12 protein-coding genes are annotated in these 12,768 nt (G+C 52.7%); 5 read left to right on the top strand and 7 right to left on the bottom strand.

The features are described from left to right. A complete protein-coding gene (locus tag RG807_RS08700) occupies positions 1 to 936 on the bottom strand; it encodes an ABC transporter ATP-binding protein (RefSeq protein ID WP_309044548.1) in 936 nt (311 codons plus the stop codon). A 148-nt stretch (positions 937 to 1,084) separates the two neighbouring features. Here RG807_RS08700 and RG807_RS08695 point away from each other — a divergent pair, with 148 nt between their 5' ends. Both RG807_RS08695 and RG807_RS08690 read left to right on the top strand, forming a co-directional pair. After that, entirely contained in the window at positions 1,085 to 1,549 is a 465-nt protein-coding gene (locus RG807_RS08695; RefSeq protein WP_309044547.1) for a hypothetical protein, read from the top strand. Positions 1,550 to 1,647: 98 nt separating this feature from the next. After that, positions 1,648 to 1,953: a hypothetical protein gene (locus RG807_RS08690; RefSeq protein WP_309044546.1), complete on the top strand. Its 306-nt coding sequence runs from the start codon at positions 1,648 to 1,650 to the stop codon at positions 1,951 to 1,953. A gap of 4 nt (positions 1,954 to 1,957) precedes the next feature. On the opposite strand, the gene RG807_RS08685 is transcribed toward RG807_RS08690, so the two are convergent. Continuing rightward, positions 1,958 to 2,530 (bottom strand): hypothetical protein, encoded by a 573-nt coding sequence (locus RG807_RS08685; protein WP_309044545.1) that lies wholly within the window; start codon positions 2,528 to 2,530, stop codon positions 1,958 to 1,960. 183 nt (positions 2,531 to 2,713) lie between these two features. On the opposite strand from RG807_RS08685, the gene cls reads away from it, so the two are divergent. Together cls and RG807_RS08675 are read left to right on the top strand one after the other, a co-directional pair. Then, entirely contained in the window at positions 2,714 to 4,144 is a 1,431-nt protein-coding gene (gene cls, locus RG807_RS08680; protein WP_309044544.1) for a cardiolipin synthase, read from the top strand. A 33-nt stretch (positions 4,145 to 4,177) separates the two neighbouring features. Then, entirely contained in the window at positions 4,178 to 5,587 is a 1,410-nt protein-coding gene (locus RG807_RS08675; protein WP_309044543.1) for a MipA/OmpV family protein, read from the top strand. A gap of 26 nt (positions 5,588 to 5,613) precedes the next feature. On the opposite strand, the gene RG807_RS08670 is transcribed toward RG807_RS08675, so the two are convergent. Genes RG807_RS08670 through RG807_RS08660 form a run of 3 tightly spaced genes read right to left on the bottom strand, consistent with a single transcriptional unit; the run spans position 5,614 to position 8,622 of the window. Further along, positions 5,614 to 7,080: a PhnE/PtxC family ABC transporter permease gene (locus RG807_RS08670; protein ID WP_309044542.1), complete on the bottom strand. Its 1,467-nt coding sequence runs from the start codon at positions 7,078 to 7,080 to the stop codon at positions 5,614 to 5,616. 16 nt (positions 7,081 to 7,096) lie between these two features. Continuing rightward, positions 7,097 to 7,747: an ATP-binding cassette domain-containing protein gene (locus RG807_RS08665; protein WP_309044541.1), complete on the bottom strand. Its 651-nt coding sequence runs from the start codon at positions 7,745 to 7,747 to the stop codon at positions 7,097 to 7,099. Beyond that, on the bottom strand, positions 7,747 to 8,622 hold the full coding sequence (locus tag RG807_RS08660) for a putative selenate ABC transporter substrate-binding protein (protein ID WP_309044540.1): 876 nt from the start codon (positions 8,620 to 8,622) through the stop codon (positions 7,747 to 7,749). The genes RG807_RS08665 and RG807_RS08660 overlap by 1 nt, the downstream gene beginning before the upstream one ends. 195 nt (positions 8,623 to 8,817) lie before the next feature. Here RG807_RS08660 and senB point away from each other — a divergent pair, with 195 nt between their 5' ends. Then, complete coding sequence (gene senB / locus RG807_RS08655; RefSeq protein ID WP_309044539.1) at positions 8,818 to 9,804, top strand: selenoneine biosynthesis selenosugar synthase SenB; 987 nt, start codon at positions 8,818 to 8,820, stop codon at positions 9,802 to 9,804. Between the two features lie 2 nt (positions 9,805 to 9,806). On the opposite strand, the gene selD is transcribed toward senB, so the two are convergent. Together selD and RG807_RS08645 are read right to left on the bottom strand one after the other, a co-directional pair. Beyond that, a complete protein-coding gene (gene selD, locus RG807_RS08650) occupies positions 9,807 to 12,083 on the bottom strand; it encodes a selenide, water dikinase SelD (RefSeq protein WP_309044538.1) in 2,277 nt (758 codons plus the stop codon). Then, entirely contained in the window at positions 12,083 to 12,733 is a 651-nt protein-coding gene (locus RG807_RS08645; protein ID WP_309044537.1) for a helix-hairpin-helix domain-containing protein, read from the bottom strand. Before RG807_RS08645 ends, selD begins: the two co-directional genes overlap by 1 nt. Positions 12,734 to 12,768: the final 35 nt, after the last annotated feature.

The raw sequence follows: 12,768 nt of genomic DNA, 5'->3' as shown, positions 1-12,768 counted from the left end.
TTAGCCTTTGGTGGCTTGTTCATGCACCAGGCCGACAAATATGTCTTCCAGGGAGCTTTCCCGAGTGCGCAGGTCGCGGTAATCAACCCCTATATCACCAAGAGTTCGTAGTAATCTCGCGACGCCAGCCTGCTCCTGCTGTGAATCGAAGGTATATATCAGTTCGTAGCCATCTTCGGACAGCTCAACTGGTTCGGTTTTCAATTCACTCGGCACTTCGTCCAGTTTGTTTTGCAGTTGCAGGCGCAGTTCCTTCTTGCCGAGTTTGCTCATCAGCTGGCTCTTGTCTTCCACCAGAATGATTTCACCTTGGCGTATCACTCCGATGCGATCCGCCATTTCTTCAGCTTCTTCTATGTAGTGGGTAGTGAGAATGATGGTTACGCCGTCTTCCCGGAGTTTGCGAACCATCTCCCACATGTCGCGACGGAGCTCTACGTCTACGCCGGCCGTAGGCTCATCAAGGAACAGTATTCGCGGCTCATGGGACAAGGCTTTGGCAATCATCAGCCGGCGCTTCATGCCACCAGAGAGGGTCATGATGCGGTTGTTCCGCTTATCCCATAGGGACAAATCCCTCAGCACTTTTTCAATGTGTGCTGGCTTGGGCGCTTTCCCGAATAAGCCCCGGCTGAACGATACGGCGTTCCACACAGTTTCAAATGAATCGGTGTTGAGTTCCTGGGGCACCAGACCAATGGTTGAACGGGCCTTGCGGTAATCCTTGATGATGTCATAACCACCCGCACGGACTTCACCGGATGTCATATTGGCGATACCGCAAATGATGCTGATCATGGTGGTTTTGCCGGCGCCGTTTGGGCCAAGCAAAGCAAATATTTCACCCCGGTTGATTTCAAGATTGATGTTTTTCAGGGCCTGGAAACCGCCCTCATAAATCTTGTTGAGGTTTTTAACGGAAATATCCGGTTGCACGGGCGTATTCCTGTTTTCGAATGTGGGTCAGATATGCGAGCGCGGCATTTTCTCATGTATGGCGCTGGTTTAGAAATCTTTGCCTTGACGCAGATAGTGTTCATAATGCTTGGTGGTTTTCAACAGGGGGTTTAAGCCCGGTATCGGTATGTTACGAGCGATTTTGATTTCAGGTTTCGTTTTGGGCCTGGCGATAGTAGCTGTATTGGGTGTTCGCTGGTTACAAACCCCGGACAATGGGGCTGTAGCCGTTGCGCTACCTGCATGCGACTTACTCGGGCCTACCTGTGAATGGGAAACGGGATCGGGCGTTTGGAATGCTAGCCTGCAGAATATCGGCGACAAAGGGCAGGGCACGGAATACCAGCTAACCGTTTCTGCGCCGGTCGCACCAGAGCGCTTCATCGCAGTTTTGCGGGGGGAATCCATGTACATGGGAGAGTATCCCGTACCGCTGCGTAGGGGAGATAACGGGCAATATTCTGCGCAGTTTGTTGCACCTTTGTGCACCACGGGCACTGAAATGGTGTGGCGTGTTGATCTACAGAGTGGCCAGCAGCCCCTTTTAGAGTCCGTACCCTTGAAGCTTATATTTCAGAGTGAGGGCCATTGAGTAGACCAAACTGGCCCTTATTCACCCTATGCCTTGGCTGACAAAACCTTAGAAAAGTGTAAAATCATGCAAGAATTCGCGCTAACTTCAGAGAAAATATGATGGATTATGGGGAAAGTGTACAAAAAGTACTACTGAGGAAGATTCGCAAGGCAGAACAAGATCTGATGCAGCTGAAGTTGGATTATTGCCGTTTTGTTTTTGGCCTTACCCATCGGGCCAGAGTGTTGTCGGGTGGAGATACCTACCTGATTCTCTCAGTAGATGTGGAGTCTATGAAATCTACGGAGGATGGTGCATTTACTCGCCCGTCCGTTGCAGGTGTGCCAGTAGAGACGCCGAACCAGACAGATCCAATGCCCTTGGGCACAGACTGGGTATTGGAGCAGCACAACAAAAGTTAAGAAATCAGATCAGTGCGTTCGCGGTAATAGCTGAGTAAAGACTGCTTTCAGGCTGAACGTACTGGTGGGTCTGCCAGAATTCCGCGCCTTCAAGCCCGGCGCGGAAACAGGCCAGCAGTACACCGCAGGAAGTCAGCGTTGCAATCGCCTGCACGGCCTCTGACTGTCGAATACCGGTTTTACGGGCGGCGATCTGGGCCACCAAGCCCGCCAATGAATCACTGTGCCGTTCTGATTGGTCGCACAGAGCGCAACCGGCTCCGTATAGCCAGGCTGCGGCGTATGCACGAACCGTTTCCGGCGCTTCATTCAGCTGTAGGCCACTTATTCGACAATCCCGCTCTTGAAGCCCTGCAAGAATGTGCAGCTGGGTAAACAACTCTGTACGATCTGCAGAAGCTAGACGTTTCTGCTTTTGAACAACCGGCTTTTCTTTGCGTGTTACCGGTAGGAGTTGGTTGTCAGTTGCAGTAGCTAGTAGAGGTTCGGAGCGAGTCAGCATTAGCATTCGCCACACCAGGGTCACAACCAAAACCAGTAGGCCGACCTGAGTCAGTACAACAAGTCCTTCGATCATGAGCGGTGCTACCTTGAATGAACTATTACAGAACGTTTCAACAGTGTAACGGATTGTATCCTTAAGTCGCCGCGAACTCTTGGTCATTACCGGCCTTTAAGCCGACCGACCTGCAGAAATTGTGACAAGGTTCCCAGTGGCTAGTGAAAGAGAGAAGGCCCCAATACCACTAAAGGCAGCCTGATGACGGTTATTCTGGTACTCCACACTCTTTTGGTTCTCACGTTTACCATTCGGATTTTGCTCCGGGATGATCTCTCGCCTCCTGGCCGGCTTGCATGGTTTGTGGTTCTCAATTTGTTGCCTTATTTCGGCAGCGCAATTTATTTCCTGTTCGGCGAAACAGATATTGGCAATCGCGCAAGCAAGCGACACAAAGAAGTTTTCCACGAAATAAGGGCGAAAGCGTCCTGGTTTATGGGTGATGCTGCCAATACCGAGGCGCTAATTGAGCCGGTGTATCGGCCTGCATTTCGTTATGCAGGTTCCATCAATGGCTTCCATCCTTCAACGGGTAATACCGCCGAGCTGATGAAAGACGGCAATGAAACTCTTGAAAGAATGGTGGCCGATATAGATGCAGCTACCGATCACGTTCACGTGCTCTATTACATCTGGCTTGACGACAATACCGGTCACGCCATTGCTGAAGCCCTGATTCGAGCGGCTCATAGGGGAGTGGTATGCCGGGCCATGGCGGATGGGCTGGGTTCACGTGCGATTATTAACTCCCCGCTCTGGCAACGTATGGAAGAGGCGGGCGTTCGTATGGCGGTTGCTCTATCCTTGAAGCATCCTATTCGCACCATTCTGACCAGCCGGCTGGATCTCCGGAACCACCGCAAAATTACGGTAATTGATGCTCGCATCACTTATTGCGGCAGCCGGAACTCAGCAGACCCGGAGTTTCTGATCAAGGCAAAATACGCGCCCTGGGTCGATATCATGCTTCGGTTTACCGGGCCGGTAGTGGTTCAGAATCAATTGCTGTTTGCCAGTGACTGGATGCAGGCCACCAACGAGTCACTGGATGGCATACCATTATCGTCAGGGCGTGGCGAAGGCGGTTTTCCTGCACAGGTTATGGGCGTTGGCCCAACTGAGCGCCACGGTGCCACGCCTCATCTCTTTGCTAACCTGTTTGCCTGCGCCCAAAGCGAACTGATCCTTTCTACGCCTTATTTCGTTCCGGACGCTACGGTTCTGGAAGCCCTTTGTGCCGCTGCATACAGGGGCGTGAAAGTTGCGCTGATCTTCCCCAAAATTAATGATAGCTTGATTGTGGCCGCTGCCAGCCGCAGCTATTATCATCGGCTTCTCGATGCGGGCTGCGTTATTCATGAGTTCAAAGGAGGGTTACTGCATGCAAAGACCCTCACCATTGATGGAAAAATCAGCCTGATAGGGTCGTCGAATCTCGACTTGAGAAGCTTCGATCTCAACTACGAAAACAATATCCTTCTGCAAGATGAGGCCACAACAAAGGCCATTAAGGAACGCCAGCAGAGCTATATCGACCGATCTGAGGTGGTCAGTTTGCCAGAGGTTCTTGCCTGGCATTATCACGAAAGGATTTGGCACAACGTTATCGCAACCATTGGTCCTGTTTTATAACCACGGGTATCTGCGACAAACCGGAAACTCAAAATGAAATCAGGATGTATCAGGTTCAGCGTCTGTCTGAGCCTTTGTTTAACTGCGGGTGGTGGTTACGCCAGCCTGCCGGACACCCGAACGTCTGTTAACGAAGTGCCCGCAGGCACAGTTGGCCTTGGGGCCGCCTTGCGCAGAGGGACTAGCCCTTACGTTGGGGTGGATAATATATCCGGCGTACTCAATGACAGCAAAGCAGACCTTATTCCGCTATATCTCTATGAAGGAAAATGGCTTTTTGCCCATGGCACTTCAGCGGGAGCGCACCTTGTTAAATCGGATTGGTTGAATGTCGATTTGCTTGCCAAGTATAGGTTTAACCGGCTTGAATCGGATGCTACCCCTTATTTCAATGGCATCAGCGATAGGGATCAGACTGTCGATATGGGCTTCTCAGCCACGGTTTTTGGCGATTGGGGCGCACTTTCAACAACTTGGGCAAATGATGTTCTTGGTGTTCACAACGGTTATGAGTGGGACTTTACCTACTCCTACGGCTGGGAACTTGGCCGCTGGTCTTTCACGCCGTTTGTCAGCTACGTGTACCAGGACAGCGACCTTACAGATTACTACTATGGCGTTGACGCCAATGAGGCGAGGGCTGACAGGCCCGTCTATGAGCCTGATTCCGCAACTTTCTGGCGCGCCGGCATTAACTCTTCTTATCAGGCAACATCACGCTTGCTGCTGTTTACAAACGTCGCCTCCCAACATGTGGATAGCGAGATCTACAACAGCCCGCTGGTGGACGAGTCGCAGCTTGTTTCGGCCACATTCGGTTTTGCCTACCTGTTCGGGAACGCACTGAACGATTCAACCAAGCAGCCTGGCTCTGAGCGCTCAGGGGAGTGGTCATGGCGACTGAATTCTGGCTATCAGGCAGAAGGTCCATTTACTCGAACACTCACAGGCACTCTAAAGCGCAGCGAAGATGTTCACGCCTACATGGCCGGCTTAACGCTGGGAAAACTGATTTCTGACGGCAAGTACGTCGATTACTGGGGCAGGCTGTCGCTCAACCGGCGTTTCGAAAACGGATACCAGGATGATTTTGGTGAATACAACGCGTATGTGATGGCCATGACGCCAGCTAACCCGCCTTGGTCATCGAAGGAGTGGTTTCGTTTCGGGATTGGCTTTGGCTTTTCTTACGCCACGGAAGTGCCTTATGTAGAGCAGGTCAAACAAGCAAAGCGTGAGCGAAATACCTCACGTTTCCTCAATTACCTTGAGGGGCAGCTTGATGTGCCACTTCGCCTGTTTACTGATAACAAAGCGGTAAGCAACTGTTATGGCGGCGTTTCCTTACTGCACCGCTCAGGTATCTTTGCCAAATCTGATATTCTGGGCAGCGTTTCAGGCGGTTCCGATATGGTGTCTGGGCACATAGAGTGTAAGCGCTAAGATTCTATTCTCTATGGCGCTGTGCCTTAGCAAGTTGGCATGGTCTGGAGTGCAAGCTTTCGACGTATATAGCGCCCTAGTGTATCCACACCGATGTTGAGCAGGGCGGTTACCAGTATCAGTACCATGGCTCGATCAAACCGGATGTTCTGTATGGCACTGTCTACATAGAAACCCAGGGTGTAGATGCCGAGAATCCCCAGAATGGCTGTTTCCCGCATGATGATTTCCCAGCGATAGAACAAAAACGCCAAAAACGAACGGTAAACACGGGGCACCAGTTCCCAGCCATATCGATTTAAGCCGCTTGGCGCATCCGGGCGAAGTTTGATTGAGCTGGTTTGCCGGCCTATCAGGTGCCCAATGATGCCGCCATTGTGCAACGCCAAAGCTACAACCGCTGGCAACATGGAAGGCCCCCAGAGCTGCAAAAGAATATAAGCCAGAATGTACTCAGGTGTAGAGCGCGCAATCACCAATGCAACATGGCCGGCATTGCGCCTTATGGGGCCGCCAAAGTGATTTGAGATCAACGGGAATGCCAGCAACGATATAATCCCCGTAGCCACCAAGGCAATCTGAGTGAGCACAATGGTGTTCCAGATGCCCGGCATGGCCTCGTTAATCATCAAGTCATTCAACCAGGGGGTAAGGCCCGCGAGACCTTCGCCGTTCCGCAGTGGCGCAGGCACTATGTCTTCCGTAAAGAAACGCTGCACGTTGCCCCACACAATGGGCAAACCCTCGCCAAGAAAGAAGGGGGCACCAAGAATGTATACAGGCAGAAGCTTTGGCCGCACCCAGAGGGGCATGGTGGCAATCAGGATGTAAAACAGAATCAGCATGGCGCCGGCGTCTGAATACAGCCCTTGGGAGAACGAGGCCTCCAGATAAAACCCGAGTGTTGGCAAACCAACAAAGCCAAGAATCGCGCTGGAGCGCAAGCCGCATTCAAGGCGGTAAGCAGTATAGGTGCGCATTTTCACCCAGCAATCGGGGATGCGGGTATAGAGAAACGCAGAGATAACTCCGGTGCCCGGAGGCAAGGCCCGACCGGGTTCCGGATCTGCCTCTTCGAGAATTTCCGAGTACACCTTGGCGAAAATGCCCGCGTAGGGGATAGCAATAGCCAGCACGCCCGTTAAGGGGTGAAAGCCAAAAAACTGCAGAAAAATCAGCGCCCAGAACAGTTCGTGTATGGCACGCACAAAGGCGCAGAACATGCGCACGGGTAAGGACCGGTACACCAGCGCCAGAAGGAACCCGGCAATACCACCTAGCGCCACACCAACAAACGCAAAAGCAACCGTTCTTAACAGGGCAGTCATCAGCCCTTCGCTACTGAAGAAGTTGGGCGTTACGATTCCCAGGAAGAAATTACCAAGATCTCGCCAGGGGTTGGAGGCTGTAATGGCAATATCGGCAAACAGAAGCCCCACCAAGGCAATGGCAAGGAAAATAAGGCTGGTACGAACCGTTGGGGAAGAGAGCATGAAACGGCCGGGTTACCTAGTAAAGAGACATGATGTCTGAAGCCGCAAGGCGTTCGGCAGCTTCGTCCAGGGCGATTTGCCCATCCTGTATGCCAACAATTCTGGTGCAGTATTTCAGCGCCAGTTCCACATCGTGCAGCGCAATAATGCTGGTTGAAAAGCCGTCCCGCAGCAGTGTCATTACCGAATGCGCCATAGGGCCATCCAGCGCCGAAACCGGCTCATCTGCGAGCAGCACCGGTGCATTACGATAGAGAGCACGGGCAATGGCAACTCGCTGTCGCTGACCACCCGACAGGGATGCCGTGGGTGTCCACAGCTTTTCTGTCATGCCAAGTGACTGCAACAAGCTGTTTACTTCGGTACGGTCCTTGGCGAAGGGGCGCGCCAGGGTAACCGTGTTGTACCAGGTGGCATGTTTATCCAACTGCCCCATGTAGACGTTATGGAACACAGAGAGGGCGCTCACCAAACCCAGCTCTTGCGGGATGAGGGAAGAATCCCGGTTAACGCGTTCGTGGATAAGCCGAATGAGGGTGGATTTTCCCGCACCGCTTTTACCCACCAGCGCAATCTTTTCGCCCGGGTTAATCTGCAGCGACAGCGGGCCTATAACCCGCTTGCCGCTGAATGAAGCCGTAAGGCCAGAGAAATCAAAGCCTGACATCAATCGAGGATTCCAATCTCTTCGGCTGTTTTACGAATCGGCTCATAGTCGTCGTTGGAGGCAGGAATAAAGCCTGAACGCGGAAAGCTTTCAAGCAGTTCGGGGTTATCCAGATTCAGCAGTGCTTCGGTAACACGCTTCTTGAAGCCTTCACCAAACCGCTCATCTACATCTCCACGAATGGTCCATTGGTAATCAGGGTATGCAGGTGTTTTCCAGATAACCTGAACGGCATCGGTATCAATGTTTCCGTCACCCAGTTCTTTCTCCCAAACCTGGAAGTTAAGTGCGCCTACATCGTAAGTGCCGGCCTCAACCAAACGAAGGGTACGCGTGTGGTTGCCACTGAAGCCAACCCGCGAAAAGAAATCCTCTGGCTTGGAATCAAACGTATCGCGCACATAAAATTCAGGCATAAGGCGACCAGATGTTGAACCCTTGGATCCAAAGGTGAAGGTTTTGCCCTTGAGCTGGCTTTCCAGATCGCTCAGTTCACCAGCCGGTTTAATACCTGTGTTGGTATTGGCAATAAAGTAGGTCTCGAACGCTTCGTCTTCAACGCCTTGAGCGATCGCTTCTGACCCTTCAACCAGTCGTCGGGCCTGTACGCCGGAAAGGCCGCCAAACCATGCCAACTGCACCTGGTTGTTACGGAATGCTGAAACCGCCGCAGCGTATGATTTTACCGGGATGTAACGCACTTCAACATCCAACTGCTCAGAAAGGTAATCCGCCACACCGCGAAAACGCTCTACCAGTTTGGTTTCGTCTTCGTCGGGGATTGCGGTAAATACAAACGTCTCCGCCGATGCGGTAACCGCGGTGACGCAGAACAAACTGGAAACCACTAACTTCCGTATAAGATTCAAAGCCATTTGAATTCCTTGATCGGTTGTGTGATTGATATAGCAAAGGCGTAGGATACTCTGATTGTTGCCGAGCCTGAACAGCTATACGTTTTGCGTGTTTAAATAGGTCAGGTTTCCGGGCACTATTCTCCGGAAACGCGATGCAAGTCTATCAAAGTTTCACCCGGGCCCTGAAACAGTGTCCTTATACCAAAGATACCTATGGATATTATCATCATCACGCCTGCGGCCCCTGGCTCGAAAGCTGGCAACAGGGCTACTGCAGAACGTTGGCAGGGGTTGCTGGAACGTTCAGGGCATCAGGTGTCAGTTGTCACGGAATATCGTGGTGAACCCTGTGAGCTATTCTTAGCCCTTCATGCTTGGCGCAGCTACGATGCCGTGCACTTGTTTCGTGAGACCTGGCCGGGCAAACCTTTGGTGGTGGCTCTTACGGGAACAGACATATATGGGCACCAGTACAAATATCCTGAGCAAACCCTTTGCTCCATGCAGGCGGCCGACGCGCTGATTGGACTGCATGCACAAGTGGGGGACGATATCCCTGAGAGTTTTCGGGACAAGCTGGTCACGCTTTTTCAGTCAGCTGATAAGCCGGCAGGAGTGCCCGGAAATGGTGGCCCTGCCACACATGATTTTGATGTGTGTGTTATCGGCCACCTCAGGGCTGAAAAGGACTCACTGCGGGCGGCTAAGGCCGCAAGGTTGTTGCCCACAACATCTCGAATCCGTGTTTTGTGCGCGGGCAAGGCCCACGATGAACATTGGGAAAAACTTGCGACCCAGGAAGTAGATGAGAACCCAAGGTTTCACTGGCTTGGCGAGCTTGAGAAAGCCGATGTTGTGCAGCTGATGGCGAATAGCCAGTTATTGGTAATGAGCTCGGTGATGGAAGGTGGGGCCAACGTGGTATCGGAAGCCTGTCGAGCGGGTTTACCGGTGATTGCCTCTGATATTTCCGGTAATACTGGGTTGCTTGGTAAGGATTACGCCGGGTATTACCCGGTGGGCGACACGTCTGCGTTGGCCGCTGTGCTTGAACTGGCTGAAACCGATTCAGCATTTTTGGAGCAATTACGAGAGCAAGTGAACCAGCTGGCAAGCCAGTTTACGCCTGAAAAAGAACAGGAATCCCTGGAGCGGGCGCTTGCATTTGCGGTGCAGCGCTGCTCCGGGAATGAATCCTGAATTCAATCCTTTAAGGTAATCGGCTCGATTGGCCCGCTTTCATCCTGCGGGGTGATCCGACCGATTATTGCGGTATGCGGGTAGCCAAGGGCTTTTAGCTCTCGAACACACTCTTCTGCTTTATCTGCCGCAATACTCGCCAACAAGCCGCCGGCAGTTTGTGGATCAAAAATCAGCGGATAGCGTGGGTGATTCACCCATTTTTCCTGATCCCGAATACCACGACGCAAGCGTATGTTGGCCGGTTGAAGAGAACTGAGAATGCCTGCGGCAGCGGTTTCTTCCGCACCCGGCAAGATGGGAATGGCAGAGAGGTCCAATTCCGCATCCACACCGGATGGCCGAGTCATTTCAACCAAATGCCCCAACAATCCAAAACCGGTCACATCGGTACAGGCTTTGGAGCCTAAACGACGCAGGCAGTCTGCTGCCGCTTTGTTCGACTGTACCATTGAGGCGAGGGCAGAATCGATCCAGCGGCCTTTGGCCGCCAAACGGGCGTGGGCTGCAAAGAGCGTTCCGGTGCCTATTGGCTTGGTGATAATGAGTACATCGCCCGCCCGCAAGCCACCTTTGCTCATTACTTCATCAGGATCGATCAAGCCATTAACGGCAAAGCCCAGCGCAAGCTCTTGGCCTTCACCTGTATGACCGCCCACCAGAGCACAGCCGGCTTCATTCAGCACATCCACGGCGCCAGACATCATCTGGAAAACCACGTCTTCCACCTTGGATTCGATACCGTAAGGTACCGTCGCGACGGCAGTCGCGCTTTGGGCTTCCGCGCCCATGGCAAAAACGTCACCCAAGGCATGGTTGGCGGCAACGCGGCCAAACGTATAGGGATCGTCAATAAAAGCCCTGAAAAAGTCGACAGTATGCACCACCGCTTTCCCTGGCGGGACTCTCAGTACGGCAGCATCATCGGGCGCATGCAGGCCTATAATAATATCGTCCCGTTCGATGGGGCGTAGCTCGCCCAGGGCGCGGGAAAGAACCGTACTGCCTACCTTGGCACCGCAACCACCGCAGCGCATGGCAACCGCAGAAATGGCTTGTGATGCTTCCTCAGGATTCTGGGCTGCCGTGGTGTCGGGTAGAACGCCAGATTCTTCCATGGGAGGAAGGTCGGTGAATTTTTCCATGAACCGACGGTCGATCCAGTCTTTCCAGCGCCACACCAGGGCACCATCGAACTGCAAATCGCCACGAGAGGCTACGGCATACTTGTCACCGGTACTGATCAACGCCAGCCATTTTTTCTGGGGGTGGAAATCTTTCGGGGCTTTGCCCAATGCCATGCGTTTAAGGTTGTCCGCCAGTGGTGGGCCTTGACGCACGGCAAACACACCCGCTTTTTCACGGGGGTGATTAACCACATTAGCTATATCACCGACGGCAAAAATGCTGTCGTCGTTTTCAACCTGCAAGGTGTCACGCACCCGGAGGAACAGGCCGTCGTCCAGTGCCAGGCCGGTTTCTTGAAGCCAGGCGGGCCCGCCAGCTCGGGTAACCCAAAGAACTTCATCTACCTGCTGGGTTTCGCCAGAGGCAGTGCGCAACAACCCATCGCTGACTTTTTCTACCGGGGACCCAAGGTGGAGCTTTACGCCACGATCAGAGAGTGTATTTCGGAAAATCTCACGCACTTTGGTGTTGTGGGTCGGAAGAATTTCTTTGGCTGCATCAAATAAATGGAAGTGCAGCTGGTCGGAATCCCGCCCACGCTTTTCCAGCTCGTTCTTGAGGCGGAATTGCATCGCGAGTGTGAGTTCCACGCCTCCCGCACCTGCACCTACAACGCCAACCGTCAGAGGCCCCTGGTGATTCTCGATACGGGAGAGCAGCGAAAGCCACCGGTTGTTGAAACCCGTGATTGGCTTTACAGGCACCGCGAATTCAGAAGCCCCTTCAACCTCATTCACTCTGGGGGAAGAGCCAATGTTGATCGAAAGTATGTCGTAAGGCACATCCGGACGACCTTTGCAGATCACGCGTTTGCTGTTGCGATCTATGCCTATGGCTTCAGAACGATAGAATCGTGCGCCGGCAAATTCAGCCAGCCGGCTCAGGTCGATGTGCACATCGTCGTAGCTGTAATGCCCAGCCACATAACCTGGCAGCATTCCGGAGTAGGGGGTGTGAGTGTCACGGCAAATGAGGGTCAAGCGCACGCCGGGAACCGGTTTCATTGCAAACCGTTTCAGTACCCCGACGTGGCTGTGCCCGCCGCCAATCAGGACTATGTCCCGTAATACAGGCTGCTCAGGCGTTCGCATCAGTTAATTTTCTTGGCTTCGGCTGTGAGTTGGTCGAACCCCTTGATGCTGGAGAAAGCCTTCAGCTTTTCCGTATCCGCTGCCGATGGATTGGCAATCTGGTCAATGGAGGTAATGCCGGCGTCTTTCATCTTTTTGGCTGTGGCAGGCCCAATGCCTTTAACCAAGGTAAGATCGCTTCTGTCCGCGGCTTTCTTAGCCTTGGCTGCCGGTGCTTTCTTTGCTGCGGGCTTTTTGGCTGCTGCCTTTTTAGGTGCGGCTTTTTTGACCGCAGGTGCTTTTGCCTTGGTTTCTTTGGCAGTAGTACTTTTGGCCGGCGCTTTCTTTAGCTGCTTCTTGCTCTCTTTCTCGGCTTTGCGTATATCTTCTTTGGAGGCAACACCCAAACGCTCGAGGATGTTGGATTGCAGTTCGTGGAACTCTTCCAGCCGGCGCTCAAACTCATCGGTAAAGCGCTTCATTTCGCGCTCACGAAGCTCATCCACTTCTTTCAGTAATCTGCGCACCGGGTCTTGAACCTGATGCTGCAGAGAGTCGAAGTGTTTCATGGCATCGTTGATCAACGTTTCTATCTGGGCAGAGGTTTTTTCAAATTCTTTGTTGACCTTCTTTACAATTTTATCAACGCTCGATTTGGCATTTTTCGCCATGGTATTGACTCCTTGCAGGCGGGTAGAACGGATAG

It is taken from the genome of Marinobacter sediminicola (assembly GCF_031157525.1).
Lineage (GTDB): Bacteria > Pseudomonadota > Gammaproteobacteria > Pseudomonadales > Oleiphilaceae > Marinobacter > Marinobacter sediminicola.
This window is presented reverse-complemented; position numbering and strand designations above follow the sequence as displayed.